General features: G+C 65.7%; 18 protein-coding genes. 6 read left to right on the top strand and 12 right to left on the bottom strand.

The genetic code is table 11. The features are described from left to right. Positions 1 to 128: 128 nt before the first annotated feature. Entirely contained in the window at positions 129 to 560 is a 432-nt protein-coding gene (locus ACFQRC_RS09215) for a hypothetical protein (protein ID WP_379960449.1), read from the top strand. Positions 561 to 606: 46 nt separating this feature from the next. Here ACFQRC_RS09215 and ACFQRC_RS09220 read toward each other — a convergent pair whose 3' ends face one another. From ACFQRC_RS09220 to ACFQRC_RS09235, 4 genes are all read right to left on the bottom strand, one after another. Then, the gene (locus ACFQRC_RS09220; RefSeq protein ID WP_379960451.1) at positions 607 to 1,014 is read right to left on the bottom strand and encodes a hypothetical protein; all 408 of its coding nucleotides are present in this window, start codon (positions 1,012 to 1,014) and stop codon (positions 607 to 609) included. 154 nt (positions 1,015 to 1,168) lie between these two features. Further along, positions 1,169 to 2,956, bottom strand: a complete 1,788-nt coding sequence (locus tag ACFQRC_RS09225) for a DUF885 domain-containing protein (RefSeq protein ID WP_379960453.1) — start codon at positions 2,954 to 2,956, stop codon at positions 1,169 to 1,171. 23 nt (positions 2,957 to 2,979) lie between these two features. Then, positions 2,980 to 4,635, bottom strand: coding sequence for an amidohydrolase family protein (locus tag ACFQRC_RS09230; RefSeq protein WP_379960455.1), 1,656 nt, complete (start codon positions 4,633 to 4,635; stop codon positions 2,980 to 2,982). A gap of 65 nt (positions 4,636 to 4,700) precedes the next feature. Beyond that, positions 4,701 to 7,571 (bottom strand): TonB-dependent receptor domain-containing protein, encoded by a 2,871-nt coding sequence (locus ACFQRC_RS09235; protein ID WP_379960457.1) that lies wholly within the window; start codon positions 7,569 to 7,571, stop codon positions 4,701 to 4,703. 311 nt (positions 7,572 to 7,882) lie between these two features. Between ACFQRC_RS09235 and ACFQRC_RS09240 the strand changes: the two genes are divergently transcribed. Next, the gene (locus ACFQRC_RS09240; RefSeq protein WP_379960459.1) at positions 7,883 to 8,923 is read left to right on the top strand and encodes a proline racemase family protein; all 1,041 of its coding nucleotides are present in this window, start codon (positions 7,883 to 7,885) and stop codon (positions 8,921 to 8,923) included. 13 nt (positions 8,924 to 8,936) lie between these two features. Here the strand turns inward: ACFQRC_RS09240 and ACFQRC_RS09245 are convergent, their stop codons facing one another. Together ACFQRC_RS09245 and ACFQRC_RS09250 are read right to left on the bottom strand one after the other, a co-directional pair. After that, positions 8,937 to 9,497, bottom strand: coding sequence for a hypothetical protein (locus ACFQRC_RS09245; protein ID WP_379960461.1), 561 nt, complete (start codon positions 9,495 to 9,497; stop codon positions 8,937 to 8,939). Between the two features lie 12 nt (positions 9,498 to 9,509). Continuing rightward, on the bottom strand, positions 9,510 to 10,679 hold the full coding sequence (locus ACFQRC_RS09250) for a zinc-dependent alcohol dehydrogenase (RefSeq protein WP_379960463.1): 1,170 nt from the start codon (positions 10,677 to 10,679) through the stop codon (positions 9,510 to 9,512). Positions 10,680 to 10,916: 237 nt separating this feature from the next. Here ACFQRC_RS09250 and ACFQRC_RS09255 point away from each other — a divergent pair, with 237 nt between their 5' ends. Then, positions 10,917 to 11,534: a hemerythrin domain-containing protein gene (locus ACFQRC_RS09255; RefSeq protein WP_379960465.1), complete on the top strand. Its 618-nt coding sequence runs from the start codon at positions 10,917 to 10,919 to the stop codon at positions 11,532 to 11,534. Positions 11,535 to 11,558: 24 nt separating this feature from the next. Here the strand turns inward: ACFQRC_RS09255 and secA are convergent, their stop codons facing one another. Continuing rightward, complete coding sequence (gene secA / locus ACFQRC_RS09260) at positions 11,559 to 14,282, bottom strand: preprotein translocase subunit SecA (protein ID WP_379960467.1); 2,724 nt, start codon at positions 14,280 to 14,282, stop codon at positions 11,559 to 11,561. 141 nt (positions 14,283 to 14,423) lie between these two features. Here secA and ACFQRC_RS09265 point away from each other — a divergent pair, with 141 nt between their 5' ends. Beyond that, a complete protein-coding gene (locus ACFQRC_RS09265; RefSeq protein ID WP_379960469.1) occupies positions 14,424 to 14,843 on the top strand; it encodes a GFA family protein in 420 nt (139 codons plus the stop codon). A gap of 15 nt (positions 14,844 to 14,858) precedes the next feature. On the opposite strand, the gene trxA is transcribed toward ACFQRC_RS09265, so the two are convergent. After that, a complete protein-coding gene (trxA, locus tag ACFQRC_RS09270; protein WP_379960471.1) occupies positions 14,859 to 15,179 on the bottom strand; it encodes a thioredoxin TrxA in 321 nt (106 codons plus the stop codon). Positions 15,180 to 15,230: 51 nt separating this feature from the next. Then, the gene (gene addA, locus ACFQRC_RS09275) at positions 15,231 to 18,680 is read right to left on the bottom strand and encodes a double-strand break repair helicase AddA (protein WP_379960473.1); all 3,450 of its coding nucleotides are present in this window, start codon (positions 18,678 to 18,680) and stop codon (positions 15,231 to 15,233) included. Between the two features lie 689 nt (positions 18,681 to 19,369). On the opposite strand from addA, the gene ACFQRC_RS09280 reads away from it, so the two are divergent. Then, positions 19,370 to 20,497, top strand: a complete 1,128-nt coding sequence (locus ACFQRC_RS09280) for a hypothetical protein (RefSeq protein WP_379960475.1) — start codon at positions 19,370 to 19,372, stop codon at positions 20,495 to 20,497. A 3-nt stretch (positions 20,498 to 20,500) separates the two neighbouring features. Here ACFQRC_RS09280 and ACFQRC_RS09285 read toward each other — a convergent pair whose 3' ends face one another. After that, entirely contained in the window at positions 20,501 to 20,713 is a 213-nt protein-coding gene (locus ACFQRC_RS09285; RefSeq protein WP_379960477.1) for a hypothetical protein, read from the bottom strand. A 113-nt stretch (positions 20,714 to 20,826) separates the two neighbouring features. Between ACFQRC_RS09285 and ACFQRC_RS09290 the strand changes: the two genes are divergently transcribed. Continuing rightward, positions 20,827 to 21,009 carry a hypothetical protein gene (locus tag ACFQRC_RS09290; protein WP_379960479.1) on the top strand — a complete coding sequence of 61 codons (183 nt, stop codon included), beginning with the start codon at positions 20,827 to 20,829 and terminating at the stop codon, positions 21,007 to 21,009. 8 nt (positions 21,010 to 21,017) lie between these two features. On the opposite strand, the gene ACFQRC_RS09295 is transcribed toward ACFQRC_RS09290, so the two are convergent. Both ACFQRC_RS09295 and ACFQRC_RS09300 read right to left on the bottom strand, forming a co-directional pair. After that, the gene (locus tag ACFQRC_RS09295; RefSeq protein ID WP_379960481.1) at positions 21,018 to 21,155 is read right to left on the bottom strand and encodes a hypothetical protein; all 138 of its coding nucleotides are present in this window, start codon (positions 21,153 to 21,155) and stop codon (positions 21,018 to 21,020) included. 57 nt (positions 21,156 to 21,212) lie between these two features. Further along, positions 21,213 to 21,785: a TetR family transcriptional regulator gene (locus ACFQRC_RS09300; RefSeq protein ID WP_379960483.1), complete on the bottom strand. Its 573-nt coding sequence runs from the start codon at positions 21,783 to 21,785 to the stop codon at positions 21,213 to 21,215. Positions 21,786 to 22,073 lie beyond the last annotated feature (288 nt).

Genomic DNA, 22,073 nt, shown 5'->3' on the forward strand with positions numbered 1-22,073 from the left:
AAGGCACGGCATGGTCCATTAGCTGGTAGACGGATGGGGAACGTCGGCTTTCCACCCGAAACGGACATCGGGCGAATGTCTGCTTTCGACCCATTGCGGACATTGGGTTGCGCGGGCATCCAGTCGTGATGACGAGAAGTCCGGAACGGCTACAGAAGCTGCTGCGACAAAATCAGCTGAAGTTGCGGGCCGCCGAGCTGGTCAAACTATGGTCCAGCCATGGCGTTGCTGCCTCTCCCGTATCCCATACCCGCTTCTGGAAGCTGATTGATCGCCTTAGGGGCGGGCGCTCTTGGCCGCTGGAACAGGTGGACGATCTGAGGGGAGCGGTGAGCCGCTTCGCCGGCACGTCTGATTTGATCACCGTCATGGGGTGGAACGTCGAAGAAGAGCCGCCGCTACTCATGTCCACCCAAGCCTTGTTGCGCGCCCTCGACCGTATCGAGAGGGTCTATCCCGATGGTTTCATACTCATCGACGAGGGGAGCCAAAGCGCCCTTGTAATCGACATCGATGGTGAGGAAGGCACCCACGGAAGCCGGGTCGACCTTCCCATTTGAGGCCGTCTTCGGAATGTCCGCTTTCCACCCATTGCGGACATTCGGCTCAGTAGGATGTCGCAAGATGCAGCGAGTAGTCGGGCAGGTGAAAGCCGTGCTGATCCCAAGCCATAATGGTCTTCGCTGGCACCGCTATGAGAAGTGACACCAGCAATCCAGAAATAGCGCGTCTACGCCCCTTCTCGCTCACTCGCCGCCAAAGCGACCCGCTTGCGAAGTAGAGGGGGAGGAGAACGAACCAGCCCCAGACAAGGCCGATTGTGGTGGAGAGAGTGTCGTGCACCACCGTCCCAGATTCGAAAGCTGCCAAGCACCACCCCAGACCAAAGACACTTCCCCAGACGACGTTCGAGCCCCATTGGCTGAACGCCATCCCGAAAATCAGCGACGGGACGATGGAGCTAAACAGAAGCGGGCCGAGGACGAAGTAAGTTCGGAACTGGTGCTCAGTCATCCGGCAATATCTATCCCGCTGGGTATCTGGTTTCCATCCTTAGCGGACATTGGCAGGCCCGGCCTGAGAAGCCGTTCCCGCTCACTGGAAAACAACCGCGCCGGCCCTGTCCTTCGACAAGGCCGGCGCGGCGTTTCCGGCGGGAGTCGCCGCTTCAGGGAGCGGCGGCCGCCATTGGCGGGTTCTCGCCGCCGTCGGCGATGAACTTGTCCATCCGCGCCTCCAGCACCGGCAGCGGCACGGAGCCGATGGCGAGGATCGCGTCGTGGAATTTGCGCTGGTCGAATTTCGGCCCGAGCGCCTCCTCGGCCTCGCGCCGGTGGCGGCGGATCTGGAGCTCGCCGAGCTTGTACGAGACCGCCTGGCCCGGCCAGGCGATGTAGCGGTCGACTTCGGTCGTGATCTCGTGATCGGAGAGCGCGAGATTCTCCTTCATGTAGGCGAGCGCCTTGTCGCGGCTCCAGCCATAATGGTGGATGCCGGTATCGACGACGAGCCGCACCGCCCGCCACATCTCATAAGTGTGCCGGCCGAACTCCTGATAGGGCGTCTCGTAAATGTCCATCACCGTGCCGAGCCATTCGGTGTAGAGCCCCCAGCCCTCGCCATAGCCGGAGAAGGAACTGGCGTTGCGGAAGGCCGGCCGCTCCGGACCTTCGAGCGCGAGCGCGCCCTGGAAACTGTGGCCGGGCGTGCATTCGTGAAGGGCCAGTGCCGGCAGGGTGTAGAGCGGCCGCGCCGGCAGATTGTAGGTGTTGAACAGGCAGCTTTCGAGGCCGCCGCGGCCGCCCGTATAGATCGGCGCCAGCGCGGGCGGCACCGGCAGGATGCCGTGGCGGAAGCGCGGCAGGAAGCCGATCGTGTCCTTGAGCTTCAGGTCCGCCTTCTTGACCCAGTACGCCGCGTTGGCGAGCAGCTCGTGCGGCGTCTTGGCGTAGAATTGGGGGTCGGTGCGCAGGAAGTGCATGAATTCGGCGAGGCTGCCGTCGAACCCGGCCTCCTCTTTGGTCGCCTCCATCTCCGCCCTGATCCGCGCCACTTCGCCCAGGCCGATCTGGTGGATCTCCTCGGGCGTCAGCTTCAGCGTCGTGAACTTCTCGATCATCGCCTGATAATAAGCATTGCCGTCGGGAAGCGTGGACGCGCCGATCTCGGTGCGCGCCTTCGGCAGATATTCGTCGCGGATGAAGGTCAGCAGTTCCGCATAAGCCGGGGCGACCTCACCGGCGATGACGGCCTTCGCCTCGGCCTGGAGCCGCGCCTGATCGGCGGCGGGGATGGACGGGGGCATCTTGGTGAACGGCGCGTAGAGCGGATTGCTCTCGTCGGCGGCGACATAAGGCTCGATCGTCTTGTCGCGGCCGGTGACGGAGACCCTGGGCACGGTGAAGCCGCGGGCCAGGCCGGCGCGCATATTGGCGGTATGCTCGCCGAAATAGCGCGGCACGTCGCGCAGGCGCCCCAGATAGCGCTCATATTCGGCGACGTCCTGATAGCCTTCGCGCGGCGTGAAACCGGTCCAGAAGAAGGAGTCGGAGTTGAACGGCGCTTCGTAGGTTTTGAAGCGTATGTCGTTGACGAAGGCGGTCAGGATCGTCTCGAAGACGTCGGCATTGACCCGTTCCTCGGCGGACAGCTGGTCGCGCGGGATCTTGTCCAGCTCGGCGAGGACGTTCGTCCAGTAATCGAACCGGCGCTGCTGGGTTGCCGCGTCGACGCGCGGCATATGGTCGGCGGAGGCGCCGCGGCCCTCCTCGCCAGGTTCGCGCGCCATTTCCTTTTCGCGCCAGGACCATTCGGCGTCATACAGAGCCTTGAGCCGCGCGTCGGCGCTGCCCGGGACGGGAGCCGTCGCCCCGGTCGTGGCTTGCGCGGCCGGCGCAACGGCCGGGGTGGTAAGAAGCAGGACCGCCGCAATGGCGCCGATGGATATGTGTCTCATGAATTTCCCCTCCATGGGTCTCGTTATCGCGTGAGGTCGACGGCTTCGATGGTCATCGGGCCGGGCGGTATGTCCCGCTCCGCCTTCTGGCTCGCCACCATGTCGCGGACCTCGGCGCGCAGCTTGCGGGCATCGTAGATTATGCCGTCCTTCACCGTATAGAGGATGCCGCCGACGCGCTCGACCTGGCCGGTCGCGTCGTTGAGCTTCAGCGTGCCCGTACCGAAGAGCAATTTCAGGTTCGCAACCGGATTGCCCTTGACGATGACCAGATCCGCCTTGCGGCCGACGCGGATGGTGCCGACCTCGTCGTCATGGCCGAGCGCCTTCGCCCCGGCCTGGGTGGCGGCGTGGATCACTTCCAATGAACTGAACCCCGCCTCGCGCAGCAACTCCATCTCCTGGGTGTAGCCGAAGCCGTAGAGATTGTAGATGTAGCCGCTGTCGCTGCCGACGGTGACGATGCCGCCGCGATTCTTGTAGTCGTTCACGAACCGCATCCACAGGCCGTAATTCTCCTTCCACGCCATCTCGTCCTCGGTGGTCCAGTCGAACCAGTAGGAACCGTGATTGGTGCGGCTGGGGCGGTACCAGTCCCAGAGCGCGGGGAGCGTATATTCGTCGTGCCAGGAGGCCCGGCTCATGCGCATGAAATCGCGGCTGGTGAGATAGGCGGTGAAGGTCGGGCTGAGCACGAACTTGCGCTCCAGGAGGGTGTCCATCACCTTGTTCCAGGCTTCGGACCCCGGCTCGGCGGCCTGCGCCCACAGGCGCCCCGCCTCGCCGAACCGCATCTGCTCGTCATTGTTGACGAAGTTGCCGGGGAAAGCCTGGATCGCCTTGTCGGTGAACATCGCCTCAGGCAGGCCGTACCAATGCTCCATCGAATCGAGGCCGTGGGCCGAGGTCTGGAGGACGTCGGCATAGGAGACGACCTGCTGGGCATGGTGCATGGTGGTGCGCAGGCCCACCTTCTCGGCCTCGTCCAGCGCGGCGTAGAGAACGTCCTCCTCGCCGCCGATGAACTTGATGCCGTCGGCGCCGCGGCGTTTGGCTTCCTGGACGGCGAAGCGCGCGGTGTCGGCGTCGTTGACCGGCTTGTCGAGTATGTCCTGGAACATCGGGTAGATGTCGATGCGCGGGGCGACGATCTCGTTGCGCTCGCTGCGGCGCTTGACGTCGACCAGCCATTCGATCGGCCGCCCGCTGCTGCCGACGTCGCGCACCGACGTGACGCCATTGGCGATCCACAGCTTCAGCACATATTCGGAAGGAACGTTCTGCCCGTCCCCCAGGCTGTGGAGGTGGACGTGGGAATCGACGAAGCCGGGCAGGACATAATGGCCGGTGAGATCGATCTCATGGTCACCGGGCGCGGCGCGGCGGCTCTCGTCGATCGCTCCGGGCGAGCCGATCGACTTGATCTCGGCAATCCGGTCCCCGGAAAGGACGATATCGAACGGCCCCTGCGCGGGGGCGCCGGTGCCGTTGACGATGGTGACGTTGCGAAGCACCGTCCGCTGATAGGGGCCGACGCCGTCGGTGCGGGCGGGGATCGGATCGGCGATGGGCGCGGCGGAAGCGGGAGCCGCCGCGGCCGGCAGGGGCATCGTCGCCAGCGCGGTGAGGAGAGCGAGGCCGCCCAGTGAGCGCATCATCCTGGCACGTACTATCTTCATCGAAATATATCCTCTTCCCGAAAAAGGAGCGCCGCCGATCAGGGATCGGCGGCGCCAAGGGACGATCAGAACTTCAACCGGGCTCCCATGAAGAAGCGCCGGCCGACGACGTCGTAGAGCGAGGGATCGGTATTGGTGTCCGCGGAAATGGCGGTGCCGAGGATCGGCGGCTGGTTGTCGAAGAGATTGTCGATGCCGCCGAACAGCTCGACCTCCTCCATCACCTCGGCTGTCACCGCCGCGTCGAAATACCATTGCGCGGGAGCCTCCAGGACGGCGGCGGTGAGGCCCGGATAGAGCTTCATGTCGCCGATCATCCGCCCGGCGAGCCTGACGGTCAGAGGCCCGCTGTTGTAGGTCGAGCTAAGGTTGAGCTTGAGATCGGGCGATGCGAAGACGCCGTTGCCGGTGCAGCCGCCGCCGAAATGGCCCGAGCAGTCGAGCGGGTCCTGGTCGGCGATCACCTGCGTCGACCGCTCGAACAGGAAGCTCGCCACCGCGCTCAAGGCCAGAGTCGCCCGCTCGCCTCCGATCTGCGCGAAGGGCAGGTCCAGACGGTAATCGACCTGCGCGTCGATACCCTCGACCTTGAGCGAGCCGATATTGTTGAGCTGGGTCGAGACGAAGTTGATCTGGCCATTGGAGAAGCGGTTGATTGCCTGACAGGTGGCCGAATTCTGGTCCAGCGTCGTGAAGCAGTCGTTCAGCGTCTGGTTGGCGTTGATCCGGGCGATGGCGTCGTCGACCGACACCTTGAAATAATCGACCGTGATGTTGAGGCGCGGGATGAACGGCGGCGAGACGACAGCGCCGAAGGTGAAGGTCTTGGACCTCTCCTCGGTCAGGTTCGGATTGCCGCCGGTGCGGGCGTCGAAGCCGACATTCGCCTGGGTGAAGGTCGGCAGATCGGCGCGCAGAACGCCCTGCGCCACGCACAGATCCTGCTGGGCCTGACTGGGGTTGCGCGAGGCGACGCAGGGATCCTCGCCGGACGTGAAACCGGTGGAGATCGGATCCTTGAGCTCGTTGATGGTAGGCGCGCGGATCGCCCGGTTGAACGCCGACCGGAAGCGGAACCAGTCGACCGGCGCATATTCGGCGCCGATCTTCCATGTGAAGACGCCGCCGACCGTTTTGTTGTCGCCGCCATAATCGGAGTAGCGGGCCGCGCCCTCCAGCGCGAGCGTGTCGGCGAACGGCATGTCCGAGAGGATCGGCACGCGCAATTCGCCGAACAATTCGGACACGTTGAAGCCGCCCTCAACCGCGGCCTGCGAGACGGCGCCATATTCGTTGGCGAGATCGAGCGGGCTGGGATTGAAGACGTAGCTGTCCTTGCGGTGCTCGACACCCATGGCCAAGGCGACGGGCCCGGCCGGGAGATCGAACAAGGTGCCGCTCAAGGACGCGCCCATCGACGTCCGCGTGAACCGGTCATCGCTGGCGCGGATCGGCGTGATGAACCGGCCGGCTTCGGGCGTGATGCTGTCGAGCCCGAAGATGTTGACCGGAACGCAGCCGAGGACCTGGTTACGGCAGACGACGTCGCCGTCGGCATCGACGATCGTATCCAGACCCTGGCTCAGCCGCGTACCCGAGATCAGGTTTTGTGTTCGGCTGTCCGTGCGGTTGCGCTGATACTGGAAGAAACTGTCGTAGTTCCAGTCCCGATCCGCCAGTTCGAAGGACCCGCGCAGACCCGTGGTGAGGCTGAAGGCGTTACGCTCGAAGAAGTTCTGGCGCGGCCCCAGCTCGCTGTAGCGACGGCCCGCCCCGACGATGGCCGCCGTTCCGTCGCCGTCGGCGTCGAAGATGGCGGCATTGTTCGTGAAGAAGTCGCGAACCGCATCCGACAGGCCGGGGTTTGTCGCGTAATTGGGGACGAGCAGGGTGCCGCTGCCCGCGCCCGGGGTCACCGGGGTTGCCGAATCCGGGGCGAGCTGGGAGCGGTTGCGCGTGTTGACGTAATAGGCTTCGCCATAGATCTCGACGGCATCCGAAAGCTCGTAGCGGGCGAGAGTGGAGACCTGGATGCGCTCGAGCGGGCGCTGCAGGTAGTTGAACGAGGAATAATTGTAGGCGTCCTCGGGGTTGCAATAAGGCAGGACCTGACCGTTCTCGCCGAACCGGATGCCGGTGATGGAGGTGCAGGCCCCGCTCGGGGTCAGGTTGACGCCGACGAGTTGGTCGCGCTGGGTGCTGCTGAGGCTGATGCGGGTGCCGGGGATGGCGCTGGAGCCGCCGGGCACGAGCTCTCCGTTGATCGTGTCGAGCGGCACCGCCGAGAAGGCCCGGCCCGACTGGAAGATCGGATTACGTTTCGTATAGGATCCGGAGACGGTGACGTTGCCGCGATTCTCGTCCAGGTTGGTGCCGACGGTGAGGTCGATCTTGTGCGAGGCGCCGTCGTCCTCGAATGTCTGCCCATATTGATAGCTCGCCTCGACCCCGTCGAAGCTGTCGTCGAGGATGAAATTGACCGCGCCGGCAATGGCGTCCGAGCCGTAGACGGCCGAAGCGCCGCCGGTGATGATCTCGACCCGCTTGATGAGCGCGTCCGGGATCGAGGAAAGATCGACTTGGCCGTCGGAATTGGCCGGGATGAAACGGCGGCCGTTGACGAGCACCAGGGTACGGGTGGCGCCGAGGCCGCGAAGGTTGGCGGTCAGAACGCCCGAGCCCCCGCCATTGTTGACGTTCGAGGTGTTGCCCGACGAGAGCTGCGGAAATTCGTTGATCGTATTCTCGATCGTCACGCTGCCGGAAAGCTTGATGTCATCCTCGCCGACCACCGTCAGCGGGCTTGGCGCCGCGAGATCGGAGCGGATCAGGCGCGATCCGGTCACCACGATCGCGGTGTCCTCGGGCGCGGCCGCGAAAGCGGGATCGGTGGCGGGAATTTCTTCGGCCGGAGTCTCGGGCGCGTCCTGTGCCAACGCCAGATTGGGGCTCAGGAAAACAACTCCACAAAGGAGCGACGAAGACAATAACAAGCGGCGACGCGAAGATAGCCTGATAGAATGACTGGACATGAACCTCTCCCCTTAAGCTGATCCTTTTGGATTCTTGCTCGTATGCGAGGTCGACCCCGTGCGAGGCGACCTTATGAATTCAGTTGGATGACACCTCCCGTTTCGGCTCTGCGACCGATTCGACTACTGTATACGAAATACGATATACGTGGCAGTAAGCCTGTCAAGAGGTATGGTCCGCAGGTTCGGGAACGGTGAATGACGGGGAGAATGAGGTGACGAATTCAGCTATCAGGCGCCTCACCGTCGTCGACATGCACACCGCCGGGGAGCCGGTTCGGATCGTGACCGGCGGCTATCCCGAGCTTTCCGGCGCCACCATACTCGACAAGCGTCGGCAGGCGGCCGTGCACCATGACGATCTCCGCCGGGCGCTGATGCTGGAGCCGAGGGGGCATTCGGGCATGTACGGGGTAATCCCCGTCCGGCCGAGCATCGCCGGCGCCGATTTCGCCGCCCTCTTCACCCATGGCGAAGGCTACAGCACCATGTGCGGCCACGCGACGATCGCGATCGGCAAATGGCTGGTCGAGAGCAAGCGGATCGCGGTCGAGGAGCCCGAGACGTGCTTCGCGCTCGAGCTGCCGTGCGGCGTCGTCGATGTCCGCTGCCGCGTCGAGAACGGCCGAGTGACCGGAACCGCGTTCGACAGCGTGCCCGCCTTCCTCAGCCAGGCGGATGTCGGCGTCGAGGTGCCCGGCTTCGGCCCTGTTTCCTTCGACCTGGTTTATGGTGGGGCCTTCTACGCGGTGCTGCCCGCCTCCAGCCTGGGCCTGGACTTCTTCGAAACGCCGCTGGACCGGCTGGTCGCCGCGGGCGCGGCCATCACCGAGGCGGGGCGACGGGCGATCGAGATCGTGCATCCCGACGCAGCGGACCTCGCTTTCCTCTACGGCACCATCCTGACCGACGACGCCCCGCCGCCCCAGCCCAGCTACAACCTCTGCATCTTCGCGGACGGCCAGATCGACCGCAGTCCGACGGGCAGCGGCGTCACGGCCCGCATGGCGCGGGATTATGCACGCGGGCTCATCGGACTCGGGGTCGAGCGGCGCTTCTTCGGCCCGACAGGCGTGCCCTTCGACGCGCGGATCATCGAGATCGTTCCCGCTTCCGTCGCCGACGCGGTTCGCGTCCGCGTCGGCGGTCATTCGGCTTATTGCGGCACCGCGACGTTCGAGATCGATCCGGACGACGTGCTCGGTCTCGGCTTCACACTGCCTCGGAACTACGGTGCGCTTGTCGCCGCCGATTAGAGCATGGGTCGATTCAGGCCGGCTCCAGCTCCCCCAACACCCGCTCGGCCGGCGCGGCCTTCATATCCCAAGGTGTCTCGAAGTCGCCTCTGGCTTGTCCGCGTGCCTTGGCGACCCCGCCGGGAAAGCCGGATCGGTCGCCATAATCGCGCCGCTCGCCGCGACTCTCGCGCCGTTCGCGCGTCAGGCTGGCGGCGGTGATGAGATCGACGATCGTCACCCCGACGACAGCGGCGATCGCCATGCCCGCGTTACGGCGTTGCGCCTCATCGCCGTCTCGGAAGCCGATGGCGAGCGTGCCAAGATCGAGCAGATCGCCTCCGACGCGGCTCCACATTGCGGGGGTCGGATCGACGGACAAGGCCCCTATTCCGGCGCCGATTTCGCGGACGCCGTGGCCGCGCAGCAGATTTTCCTTCCCTTCCAGGCCCAGGGACCGGGCAATCCTGTCGGGCGCGATCAGCTCGGCGAGACCGAGGCCGATGCTGAACCAGCCGAGGTTTCGGGCCATGCGGTCGGTGACGGTGAAACTCCGGTCGGGGCGCCGGGTCACCAGGGTTGAATCATTGGTCATGTCGGCTTCTCCTCAGGGCTTCAGAACGACCTTGATGCAACTGTCCTGCTTCTGCTCGAACACCCTGTACATGCCCGGCCCCTCGTCGAGCGGGACGGTGTCGGTGATGACGAACGAGGGGTCGATCTGCCCTTCCTCGATGCGGCGGGTGAGGTCGTCGGTCCAGCGGCGGACATGGGTCTGGCCGGTGCGGATGGTCAGCGCCTTGTTCATCACCATGCCGAACGGAACCTTGTCGATGAGGCCGCCATAGACTCCGGGGACGGAGAGCACGCCGCCGGGGCGGCAGACATAGATCATCTCGCGCAACACATGGGGGCGGTCGCTCTCCATCATCGTCGCCTGCTTGACCCTGTCGTATAGGGCATCGACGTGGGATGTGGCGTGAGCCTCCATGCCCACCGCATCGATGCACTTTTCCGGCCCCTTGCCGCCGGTGAGGTCGTTGAGCCGTTCGATGACGCTTTCATCGTCGAAGTTGATCGTCGTGGCGCCCGCAGCTTCGGCCATGCTCAGCCGTTCGGGCAGGCGATCGATGGCGATCACCTGGTTGGCGCCCAGCAGGATCGCGCTGCGGATCGCCATCTGGCCGACCGGGCCGGCGCCCCAGATGGCGACGGTGTCGGTCGGCTGGATGTCGCACTGGACGGCCGCCTGCCAGCCGGTGGGGAAGATGTCGCCGAGGAACAGGGCCTGTTCGTCGGGCATGCCGTCGGGAACCTTGATATGGGTGCCGTCGGCATAGGGGACGCGGAGGTATTCGGCCTGCCCGCCGGAATAGCCCCCGGTCAGGTGGGTGTAGCCGAACAGGCCGGCGGTCGAATGGCCGAACACCTTGTCGCCCAGATCCTTGTTGCGGTTGGAGCGTTCGCAGAGCGAAAAATTGCCGCGCAGGCACTGGTCGCATTCGTCGCAATTGATGGTGAAGGGAATGACGATACGGTCGCCCTTGCTGAGCTTGCGGGTCTCGCTGCCGACCTCGACGACCTCGCCCATCATCTCATGGCCGACGACATCCCCCGGCATCATCGCCGGTATCAAATTGTGAAAGAGATGGAGGTCGGAACCGCAGATCGCGCAGCTGGTCACCTTGATGATGGCATCCTTGGGGTCCTCGATCTCGGGATCGGGGATGGTGTCGCATCTGATGTCCTGCTTGCCGTGCCAGACGAGGGCCTTCATGGCTGCTGCTCCTGTTGCCGCCGAGCGCCCCCGCGCCAGTGATTGAACGCGGCCCGCCGGCATAAGGCTACGCGGTCGCCGCGCCGCCTGCCCCGGCTCCGCCACGTCCCGCCGCACATGCCGCCGCGGCAGAAAGCTCATATTTCGCCATGGCTTGGGCGAGGCTCGGACTCTCCCGTCAAGCGGAACCCAGCCTCACATTCGAAGGTTGCCCCCGCGAACGATGAGGAGGTCGAAATGGCAACCAAGACGGAAACAAAATCGGGCAGCGCCGGCGGCAACAAGGCCCACAGGAGCGCATTTTCCTGGGGCGACAGCGATAGTGGCATGTTGCTGGGGGCGGCCGCCGCCGGCGCGGCGCTGGGCCTGGCCGCCAATATGGGCCGCAAATTCTTCGTGCAATATGCGAGCGCGGCGAGCGGCGACTGGTCCGAGACGCTCAAGACCGAGCATGAGATGGCGCTCGCCATTTTCGACAAGATGCAGGCCACCGACGACAGCCAGACGATGAGCCGCTCGCACCTGCTGGCCAAGCTCAAATATGCGCTGAGCAAGCATGCGATCCAGGAGGAGATGGTGATCTATCCGGCGCTGCGTCAGGCGACAGACACCGAGGAAGCCGATCACCTCAACGAGGATCACGGCTATGTGAAGACCTATCTCTACGAGCTGGAGACGATGGCCGGCGACGATCCGCAATGGCTCGCCAGGGTGGGCGATTTCCGGACCATGATCGAGGAGCATATGCGCGAGGAGGAGGACGAGATCTTTCCCCGCCTCCGCGACCGGCTCTCCGACGAGCAGAATGCGAAGCTCGCCACGATGATGAACAAGGAAGGCTTCAAGTTCGCCTGAGCCGCCGCCGCGGCGCGCCCGGTCCTACAGCGCGCCGTGGCAGTGCTTGTACTTGCGTCCCGAACCGCAGGGACAGGGCGCGTTGCGGCTGACCGGTGGGCGCTCGTCGGTGGCGACGTCCTCCGGCATGGACGGCTGCGTCATCTGCATCGGCGGCAGGCGGGACAGGATGTTGCCGGTGGCGGCGTCCACATCGGCGCTGTCGTCCTCGCCGGTGAACGGATCGATATGATGCGTCACGAAGTCCGGCAGGTCCGGCAATTCAGGCGCCTGGAAGCTGAATTGCGCGAAAGCGAGCGTCCGCGTCACGTCCTCGCGGATCGCGCCGAGCATCCGCTCGAACAGCTGGAACGCCTCGTGCTTATATTCGTCGATCGGCTTCTTCTGCGCATAAGCGCGCAGGTGGACGACCTGGCGCAGCGCGTCGAGCAGCCCCAAATGCTCCTTCCAATGGTGGTCGAGCGACTGGAGGAGGATGCTCTTTTCGACCTGGATGGCGGTTTCGGGGCTGAGCGTCGCCATCTTTTCCGCGATCTGTGCATCGGCCGCCTCGTGCAGGCGGTCGACCAGCATCTCCGGATCGACCGAATCCTCCTTCAGCCAATCGTCGATGGCCGGCTGCAGCCCGAACACATGTTCGACCCGTTCCTTGAGCAGCGGCACGTCCCATTGCTCCGGATAGCTGTTGGGTGGACACGCCTCGCCGACGATCGAATTGACGGTCTCGGCGCGCATGTCCTCGACCACGTCGCCGACCGTTTCGGCGTCCATGATGTCGGCGCGCTGCTCGTAGATGACCTTGCGTTGATCGTTCATCACGTCGTCATATTCGACGACCTGCTTGCGGATATCGTAGTTGCGCGCCTCGACCTTCTTCTGGGCGGTCTCGATCGCCTTGGATATCCAGGGCGAGATGATCGCCTCGCCATCCTCGAGATTCTTGTTCATCAGCCGCGAGAACATGGTCTGCGGGCCGAAGATGCGCAGCAGGTCGTCGTCGAGGCTGAGATAGAAACGTGACAGGCCGGGATCGCCCTGACGGCCGGAGCGGCCGCGCAGCTGGTTGTCGATGCGCCGGCTCTCGTGACGCTCGGTGCCGAGCACGAACAGGCCGCCGGCGGCCAGCACGCGCTCGCGCTCCTCGGCCACCTCGGCACGAATCTTCTCGATCGCCCTGTCTCGCTCCGGCCCTTCCATCATTCCGCTGAGCTCATCCTCGATGCGAAAATCGACGTTGCCGCCGAGCTGAATGTCGGTGCCGCGGCCGGCCATATTGGTGGCGATCGTGACCGCGCCGGGGGCGCCGGCCTGGGCGACGATATGCGCTTCCTGCTCATGGTAGCGCGCGTTCAAGACTTCGTGGCGGACGCCTTCGCGCTTCAGATATTCCGACAGGAGCTCCGATTTCTCGATCGAGACCGTGCCGACCAGCACCGGCTGGCCGATCTCCTGCTTCTCCTTGATTCCCTTGGCGATGGCCGCGAACTTGTCGCCCTGATTCTTGTAGAATTCGTCGTCCTCGTCGATCCGCTGGACGGGAACGTTGGTCGGGATCGTGACGACGTTCATCTTGTAGATGTCGTAAAATTCCGGCGCTTCGGTCAGCGCCGTGCCGGTCATGCCGCTCAGTTTGGGATAGAGGCGGAAATAATTCTGGAAGGTGATCGACGCCAGGGTCTGGTTCTCGGGCTCGATCTTGACCTTTTCCTTGGCTTCCACCGCCTGGTGAAGACCGTCCGACCAGCGCCGTCCGTCCATCATCCGGCCGGTGAACTCGTCGATGATGATGACCTTGTCGTCCTTCACGATATAATCGGTATCGCGCTTGAAGATGACGTTGGCCTTGATCGCCTGGTTGAGGTGATGGACGACCTGCGTATTCTCGAAATCGTACAGGTTGGCGCCGAACAGCAGTCCCGCATCCTCGAGCATGCGCTCGACCTTCTCGGTGCCGTCCTCGGTGAGCACGACCGACTTCTGCTTCTCGTCCACTTCGTAATCGTCGGGGACGAGCTGCGTCACGATCGCGTCGACCGCGATATAGAGTTCGGACTTGTCGTCGGTGGGCCCTGAAATGATGAGCGGGGTCCGGGCTTCGTCGATGAGGATCGAATCCACTTCGTCGACGATGGCGAAGTTGAACGGCCGCTGCACCATCTGGGCGCGGTCGTACTTCATATTGTCACGCAGATAATCGAAGCCGAATTCGTTGTTGGTGCCGTAGGTGATGTCGGCGGCATAGGCGGCGCGGCGCTGCTGGTCGCTGAGGTTCGGCACGATGACGCCGACGGTCAGGCCCAAATAGCGATAGACCTGCGCCATCCATTCCGCGTCGCGGCGGGCGAGATAATCGTTGACCGTGACGACATGGACGCCCTTGCCCTCGATCGCGTTCAGATAGGTGGCGAGCGTCGCCACCAAAGTCTTGCCCTCGCCGGTGCGCATCTCGGCGATCGAGCCGCGGTGGAGGACGATGCCGCCGACCATCTGGACGTCGTAATGGCGCTGGCCGAGCGTGCGCTTGGCCGCTTCCCGGACGGTGGCGAAGGCTTCGGGAAGAACGTCGTCGAGCGCCTGCCCGTCGGCGAGGCGCTGGCGGAAGATCGCCGTCTGGCCGCGAAGCTCGTCGTCGGTCATGGCCGAGATGGCGGGCTCGAAACCGCCGATCCTGTCGACGATCTTCTGGAGGGAGCGGACGTAGCGGTCGTTGGACGATCCGAAAATGGATTTGGCAAATCCGCCAAACATGGGCGTTCCTGTCTTCAAATGACGCGGTTCAATCGTCGCGGCCAAGACAGCCGCCCCCGCTAAATTGTCGACGCGCGATGTAGGGTTCGCCCTTGGTCAAGTCAATTGACGCGCCCGGCCCGCAGGCATAGCCCGGGCGACATGAACCACGCTTTTCCAGGCGGCTGCGCGTGCGGCGCCGTCCGCTACGTTCTCGGCAGCGAACCGTTCGACGCCGGCTGGTGTCATTGCCGCATTTGCCAGCTCAATTCCGGCGCGCCGGCGATGGTCTTCGCCGGCGTCCGCCGGGAGGACTTCGTCTTCACCCAGGGCGCCGACCAGGTGAAGACCTTCCAGTCGAGCGATTTCGGCCACCGCCTCTTCTGCGGCGCCTGCGGCACGCCGCTGGCGATGGAGGTGGATGACGAGCCCGTCACGATAGATTTCAGCGTCGCGACGCTGGACGATCCGGGCCTTGTGGCGCCCGAATTCCATATCTTCAATGCGAGCAAGATCGCGTGGTTCGAAACCGCCGACGATCTGCCGCGGCACGAGCGGTCCCGGCCCAAAGGCCGGGACTGACGCTCTTCCCGGTTTTTAGAGCGCTCCCTCCAACCAGCTTTGCAGCGCGCTCTTGGGTGCGGCGCCGACCTTGGTGGCGGCGGGCTCGCCGTCCTTGAACAGGATCATGGTCGGGATGCCGCGCACGCCATATTTGGCCGGCGCGTCGGGATTGTCGTCGATGTTCAATTTGGCGACGGTGACCTTCTCGCCCATCTCGTCGCTGATCTCCTCCAGCGCGGGCGCGATCATCTTGCACGGGCCGCACCATTCCGCCCAGAAATCGACGAGAACGGGGCCGGACGCGCCCAGCACGTCATTCTGGAAGGAAGCGTCGGTGACGGTCTTGGTAGCCATGATGTTCTCCTGAAGGGTTCTTGGCCGATGTAGGATGCGCCGGGCTCCGGCTCAACCGCCGACTGGCACGGCCGCCGGCATATAAGCATGGAGCAGCGCCCCCGGCAGCCGATGGAGCGTCGGCCCGGACGTGTAGAGGAGCGACGCCTCGATCGCGCGATCGGGGAAGATGACCTGGAGCGCGGCGACATAGGCCGCCATCTGGCGAAGGTGCGGGACGGGTATGTCGGCGGCCGAGCCGGGCACCGCCCTCCCCGTCTTGAAATCGACCAGCCGCACCGCGTCGTCGCTGATGTGCAGCCGGTCGACCGTTCCGGTGACGACCGATCCGTCGGGAGTGACGGCCGCGATCGGCGCTTCGGCAAGCGCGCCCGGCCCGAATATCTCGGCATAAGTCGGATCGGAGATGATCGCGCAGGCATCTGCGACCAGATTTCGCCGAAGCGCGGGGTCGGCGACGCCGACCGACCGTTCGAGCCAGGATTCGGCGAGCGCCCGCCGATCTTCCGAAGCGACTCCCGGCAGCCGCTCGAACAATTGGTGGAGCCATTTGCCCCGGTCGGCGGCCGCGCGCATCGCCGGTGTCGGCGGAGGATTGGGAACATCGTCATCGCCCAGCGACGACGGCGCCAGCGGCCGGGGCGGGCGGGCCTCCTGCGGCGCGGCGCGGACGAGCCATTCGGGAGGCTCGACGTATCTCGCTTGCGCCGCGACGGGCGTTATCCTCGCCGGCCTTTCGGAATCGCCGAAGCGGCGGGCGCGGCCCCAATGCGCATCGTCTGCCCAATCGGCGCCGAGGCCGGCGAAGGAGGTCTCGATCGCGCTGTACCAGCTGTCTCGGGGCGGGCCGTTCCTGTCGGCGGGCCCCAGGGCACCTCCGATATAGAGCCGTTCTTCGGCGCGAGTCATGGCGACGTAGAGCAAGCGCCAATGCTCCTGGCGGTCGAGACTGTCCTGCCGCTCCAACTGGGACTTGAGCGGCTCCGTCAGCTCCTCCTTTCGCGGCCGGAACACCGGGATGGGCGGCATCCCGTCGTCGAGCGTCAGCTCGGCGGAGGTGCCGCGCGACCGGTTCGGATCGACGCAGGCGTCAGCGAGGATGACGATCGGCGATTGCAGGCCCTTGGAGCCGTGGACGGTCATCACCCGCACCGCGTCGAGCGGCGCCGACGGGTCGCGGACGATCTCCACATCGCCCCGCGCGAACCAGTCGAGGAAGCGCTGCAGCGACGGCGCGGTCGTGGTCTCGAATTCGAGCGCGGCGGAGAGCAGCTCCTGGATCGGGTCACGCGCCTCGGGGCCGAGACGCTCCAGCAATCGGCGGCGTCCTTGCAGGGGACCGGAGAGGAGCGCTTCGAAGAATTGATGGGGGGTCGCGTAATCGGCCATGGCGAGAATGCCACCGAGGGTTTCGCGCGCGGCGTCGGCCTGATTCCCCGTGGCCGCGTCGCGGACGGCGTGCCACAGCCGCCCCTCGCGGCCATAAGCGGCCGAGAACAGATCCTCCTGGCTCCAGCCGAGCAAGGGCGAGACGAGCAACGCGGCGAGGTTGAGGTCGTCCAGCGGCTGGACGGCGAAGCGGGCGGCGGCGAGCAAATCCTGGACGGCGAGCGGTGCCGACAGCAGCAGGCGGTCGACGCCCGCGACCGGCACGCCCTCGGCATGGAGCCGGGCGACGATCAGCGACGCCAGGGTCGAGCGACGGCGGACGAGGATCAAAATATCCTCCGCGCGAACCGGGCGCTTCTTGCCGTCCCCCAGTTCGAACGGATGATCGAGCCAATGCTTGATCTGCTTCGCCAGCTTGCCCGCGTAGCGGCGAACGGTGTCGCTGACCCAGCCTTCCTCTCCCGCTTCGTCCGAAGCCTCGGCGACCTCGTCCGAATAAGGCTGCCACAAGGTGACCGAGCCGGGGCGGGCGGAATGGTGGCTCTCATGCGGGTTCGGGCGGCGCGGCAGGCCAAGCGCCTCGTGGCCCAGCTCGGCGATCACGCGATCGACCAATGCGAGGATCGGCGGCGAGGAGCGGAAGCTCCGGTCCATCGACAGGTCGAGGAAATCGCGGTCGATGGCGGAGGCCTCGCGGCTGAACCAGGCGCGGGCGACTTCGAACGAGCCGGGATCGGTGCCCTGGAAACCGAAGATCGCCTGCTTGTAATCGCCGACGGTGAAAATGGTACGGCGGCCCGCGCGCTCCTCCTCGCCGCCGCCCCGCGCGCCCTCCCCGGCGAAGAATTCGCCAGCCAGCGCGCGGACGATATTCCACTGGCGCTCATTGGTGTCCTGCGCCTCGTCGACGAGGATATGGTCTGTCGCCTGATCGAGCTTGTAGCGGACCCAGTCGCCCATGCCGGGGGTGAGCAGCAAAGCCTCGGCCCGGGCGATGAGGTCGTCGAAATCGACCGCGCCCTGGGCGCGCTTGGCTTCGGCATAAGCGAAGGCGAAGGTCTGGCCGGCGCGCAAGCCCGCCGCGAACAGGGCCACGAGCCCGGCGGCGGCGCGCATCGCGAGCAAAGCCCGGCAGCATTCCACCAGCCGCGCGGCGTGCGATTCATAATCCGGATCGGCCTTGACGAGGCCAGCGGTGACGGCGCGTGGCTCGCCGTCCTTCTTGAGCACCACCAGCGAGAAATCGGCGAGGGCGACCGCGCGAGCGGCGCCATCGCCCGCCAGCCAGGCCGAGATGACGTCGCAGCAATTGAGGCCGGTGGCGGTGCCCCAGCTCCGGTTGGCGGCGGCAATGGCGTCCACCGTAGCGCGGTCGAAGGCGTCGTCGCCGCAAGCGGCGGCCAGGGCCTCCTCGATATCGCCGAGCGGCAGGCCGCAACCGATCCGGAGCCGCGCCTCGATGCCCTGGCGCGGCCCCAGCGCCTCCATCGCAGCCGGCGCGCGGGCGCATTCCATCAGCAGGGCCTCGGCCCCGCCCTCGCCAAGCCGATGGCTGAGAGTCTGGAGATCGTGGACTAGGGCCAGGTCGCCCTCGCTTTCCGCGCGGACGAGCATGTCGGCGAGCGTCGCGCGCGCCAGCAATTTCTCCTCGCGTCCCTCCAGCGGCCGAAAGCCCGGCACCAGTCCCGCCTCGGCCGGGAAGGCGGCGAGCAGGCTCTGGGCGAAGGCGTGGATGGTCTGGATGCGCAGCCCTCCGCCGGCCGCGTCGAGCACCCGCGCGAAAAGGGTGCGCGCCCGCTCGCGCATCTCCGGTCCCACACCCTCGCCCAAGGCGGCCAGCTCGCCCGCCAGCGCGGCGTCCTTGAGCCGCACCCAATAAGCCAGCCGGGCATGGATTCGATCCGCCATTTCGGCGGCGCCGGCCTTGGTGAAGGTGAGACACAGGATCGAGGCCGGATCGACGCCGGAGAGGAGCAGCCGCAGCACGCGCGCGGTCAGGACATGCGTCTTTCCGGTCCCCGCCGATGCGGACAAAGCGGCGTGATCGCGCGGGCTGGAGGCGCGAAGCTGGTCGTCGGCCAGGCGCGAAAGCGGCTTCAGGCGTTTAGGCAAATCGGCGGCTCCCCGGCATTTTTATGGCTATAGGCGACGCGTTGCGCGACCGCCAAGGCTTAGAGAACAGCCGAGCATGTCGGGCGCATTCTGCTCGACGCAAGCGGACGGACACGTCCCAAAAGCCGTAGTCCCCCCATATTGACGGGACTCGCGCCCGGGCACACCTGCGAGCCATGTCGTCCAGCGCATTCGTCATGGCATCGCCGCCCCGCTCCGCCCCAAGCGAAGCGATCGGAGACGTTCAACAGGAGACCGGGTCCGACGCCCCGGCCCCCAAGGCCTTGTGGGAATGGGTAGTGGACGCGTTGGCCCAAGAATTGGCCGCGCAGGGAGATGCGACGCGGGAGGCAATAGTCGAGAGTCTGATCGCTCGAGCCGGTTACGACATGGCGTATTCGATATTCGACCCGGAGCGCAGCTTGCGGGATGCCCGCGCCGAACTGGTCTATCGCTTGGTTGGCAGGCTCGCGGAATCCCGCCGGAGCTGAAGACCGCGAGGTCGCCGCCGATACGCCACCATTCGGCTGTGCGGAATGCTTCGTTCAACGCCGGTTCAGCAGCTGAGCGACGGAGTCACGCAGGGTTGACCCGCCTTCCCGCACAAGAATGTGGAGGCGGGCGTGATAAGGCCCTAAAGGGGCGCGACTCTTTGTGACTGCGGGGAAATTCGGAACTTGAGCAAGACGGTGCGCCTTCGGATTGTGCCGACCGTGCTGGGCGCGGCGCTGCTGGCCCTGCCGGCGGCCGCGCCGGCACAGGAGAGCAACACCATCGGCCCGCCGGCGCTCAGCGAGTTCGAGTTGCGGCCGGAAAACCGGATGGGACCGACGCCCGAGGCCGGCCCCACCATCGCGCCGCTGAACCGTCAGCCGCCCGCCCAGCAGCGGCAGGCGCCCGCGCCTCGGCCGGAGCCCGTGGTCACCATTCCGGCGCCGACGGCTCCCTCTCCGGCGCGCGAAGCGGCGCCGATCGAAAGGAGAGCGGAGGCCAGACCGTCCCCGCAACCGGGCGCAACGGTTCCGGGCGCCACCCCCCCGCCGGCGACGGACGACAGCGCGCCGGCTCCGGGCTTCGCCGACTTCGCGCCGGAGCCCGCGCCCGAGCCCGCAACGGCCATGCCGGAGCCGTCGCTGGCGCCGCCCGAGAATCAAGGTCCCGGCAATTGGTGGCTCTATCTGTTGTTCGGCGCGGCCCTGGCGGCGCTGGGCTTTGTCGTGCTGCGCCGGAAAGGCGGAGCCGAGCCCGCGCTCGCCGCGCCCGCGCCGCATCCGGCGCCGGTTCCTCCGCCGGCGGCCGAACCCGAACAGAGGCCATGGCTGGAGGTCGAGTTCAAACCGGAGCAAGCCGGCGCGAACGAGGAGCAGGCGGCGGTGAAGTTCGAGCTGATGCTCAGGAATGTCGGGGAGGTGCCGGCGCGCAACGTGCGCATCCACGCGCGGATGTTCAACGCCGGGAGCCAGCACGACCAGGAGATCACCGCTTTCTTCGCGCGGCCCGGCGGGATCGGATCGACCGCGGCGCCGGTGCCGATGCCGCCGCAGAGCCAGATTCCGTTTAGAAGCGTCGTCATCCTGCCGCGCGACCAGGTGCGAGAGGTCAGCGTCGAAGGCCGGCGACTCTTCATCCCGGTAGTGGCGTTCAACATCGTCTACGGCTGGGGCGAGCGAGGCAGAGGCCAGATCTCGGCCTCCTATCTGGTCGGCGTCGAGGGCAAGGCGCCGAGCGAGAAGATGGGCGCGTTCCGGCTGGACCTGGGCCCTCGCATCTACCGGACCGTCGGCCAGCGGCCGCACCGGCTCGAACGACGCGCCTGATTCCTATTCGGCGCGCTCGCGGGCGCTGTCCATGTCGATCGGCGCCGGCGCATCCGCCTCGGACGTCTCGCCGCGCTCGCGGTCGTCCGGGGAGGGATCCTGGCCGCGCTCCTTCACGTTGCCGGTGATGTCGGCATCTTCTTCGCGTCCGCGCTCGGGCGCCGGACCCTGGTTGACCGTATTTTCCTGGCCGCGGCCGCTCCTGGTCGTTCCCATCATCTCTCTCCATGGCTTTCCCGGTCAACGAACCGCATGGCCAAAGCGTTGCGAGAGAGGGGTTGGGCGAGAGAAGGGTTGGAATGGCGCGGACGCTCGTCTAGGGACGCGCCATGTCCGACCAGCCAGATTCCGCCGCCGCCCCGGAAACGAACGAAACCAAAGCCGCTGCCGGCCGCGAGGAAGAGGCGAAAAAGAAGAACAGGCTGACCAAGGGAGTCGCCGTGGGCATCGGATCGGCGGCTATCGTCGCCGCCTTGCTGTACGCCAACCGCTCGCGCAAGGGCGATAAGTAAGCCCGGTTCTAGATGGGCAGCATGCCGAAATAAGCGAGCACTGCGACCACCAAAATCAGCAGCGCGATCGCCGCGATGATTCCGCCGCCTCCGCCGCGCTCGACAATGACCGTTTCCTTCTCCCTGACGCCGTCGCGCTCGTCCATCTCGTCCTCCGATGATCGTTACAGCGGGCCAACGCTCCGGTCCGGCGGCCGTTCCGCCTAGGACGCTTCGCTGAGCGCCGCTTCGAAGAGCTGCTTCACCTTTACCCTGACGATGTCCCGGTCGGCGTCGCACAACGGACCCACCTGCATCACGGTGCGGACCATTGTTATCCCCATGAACACCGCCATGATGAAGCTCGCCCTGAGAGCGGGGTTGCGGCCCTGGATCAGCTCCGCGAACGGCTCCAATATGTCGTGGCGCAACGCGTCGCGGACGATCTCGGCGGCCTTTGGCGAGGAAGCGGAACGCAGGATGATCATCAGGCGCTCGACATGCTCGCGCTCGTTCTCGCTATCCGTCTCGAGGACGATCGCCGCCAGCCGGGCCGGCAGGTCGCGGGCGTCGCCGTCGAGGGGGAGCTTGTCCTCGCGCTCGCCGCGCAGCACCTCGCGGAACAATTCCTCCTTGCTGCCGAAATAGCGGCTGACCAGCGCGACATCGACCCCGACATCGCCGGCGATGTCGCGCAGGCCGACGCATTCATAACTGTCCTGGAGGAAGCGCCGCGTCGCCGCGACGAGGATCGAATGGCGGGTGGCGGCGGCGTTGCGCGCGCGCGCCGGTGCCATGTCTGAACATTGCATAGGCTTTCAATACCATAGGTTCGAGGCAGGTCAACGGATGCTGACTTTTTATGTCCACGGTTGTTGACATTGGCTGAACGGCTTCATAATTGCGTCGTCCGCCATCGATCCGAGCATGGCGAAAAGGGGGCGGGCCCGTGTCCGCCACGTCGCGTCTACGGGACAAGATTCGTATGATATCCAAGATACTGGCTGCGGCCTGCGCCGGCCTAACGCTGCTCCTCGCGGGTTGCTCGTCCGGCGAACCAGCGCCTCCACCGCCGGCGCCCCAGG

This window comes from Enterovirga sp. GCM10030262, assembly GCF_042666435.1.
Taxonomy (GTDB): Bacteria; Pseudomonadota; Alphaproteobacteria; order Sphingomonadales; family Sphingomonadaceae; genus Allosphingosinicella.

Coding starts and splice junctions, on each gene's coding strand:
- ACFQRC_RS09215 (WP_379960449.1), top strand. CDS start 129: ATGACGAGAAGTCCGGAACGGCTACAGAAGCTGCTGCGACAAAATCAG.
- ACFQRC_RS09220 (WP_379960451.1), bottom strand. CDS start 1,014: ATGACTGAGCACCAGTTCCGAACTTACTTCGTCCTCGGCCCGCTTCTG.
- ACFQRC_RS09225 (WP_379960453.1), bottom strand. CDS start 2,956: ATGAGACACATATCCATCGGCGCCATTGCGGCGGTCCTGCTTCTTACC.
- ACFQRC_RS09230 (WP_379960455.1), bottom strand. CDS start 4,635: ATGAAGATAGTACGTGCCAGGATGATGCGCTCACTGGGCGGCCTCGCT.
- ACFQRC_RS09245 (WP_379960461.1), bottom strand. CDS start 9,497: ATGACCAATGATTCAACCCTGGTGACCCGGCGCCCCGACCGGAGTTTC.
- ACFQRC_RS09250 (WP_379960463.1), bottom strand. CDS start 10,679: ATGAAGGCCCTCGTCTGGCACGGCAAGCAGGACATCAGATGCGACACC.
- ACFQRC_RS09255 (WP_379960465.1), top strand. CDS start 10,917: ATGGCAACCAAGACGGAAACAAAATCGGGCAGCGCCGGCGGCAACAAG.
- secA (WP_379960467.1), bottom strand. CDS start 14,282: ATGTTTGGCGGATTTGCCAAATCCATTTTCGGATCGTCCAACGACCGC.
- ACFQRC_RS09265 (WP_379960469.1), top strand. CDS start 14,424: ATGAACCACGCTTTTCCAGGCGGCTGCGCGTGCGGCGCCGTCCGCTAC.
- trxA (WP_379960471.1), bottom strand. CDS start 15,179: ATGGCTACCAAGACCGTCACCGACGCTTCCTTCCAGAATGACGTGCTG.
- ACFQRC_RS09285 (WP_379960477.1), bottom strand. CDS start 20,713: ATGGGAACGACCAGGAGCGGCCGCGGCCAGGAAAATACGGTCAACCAG.
- ACFQRC_RS09290 (WP_379960479.1), top strand. CDS start 20,827: ATGTCCGACCAGCCAGATTCCGCCGCCGCCCCGGAAACGAACGAAACC.
- ACFQRC_RS09295 (WP_379960481.1), bottom strand. CDS start 21,155: ATGGACGAGCGCGACGGCGTCAGGGAGAAGGAAACGGTCATTGTCGAG.
- ACFQRC_RS09300 (WP_379960483.1), bottom strand. CDS start 21,785: ATGGCACCGGCGCGCGCGCGCAACGCCGCCGCCACCCGCCATTCGATC.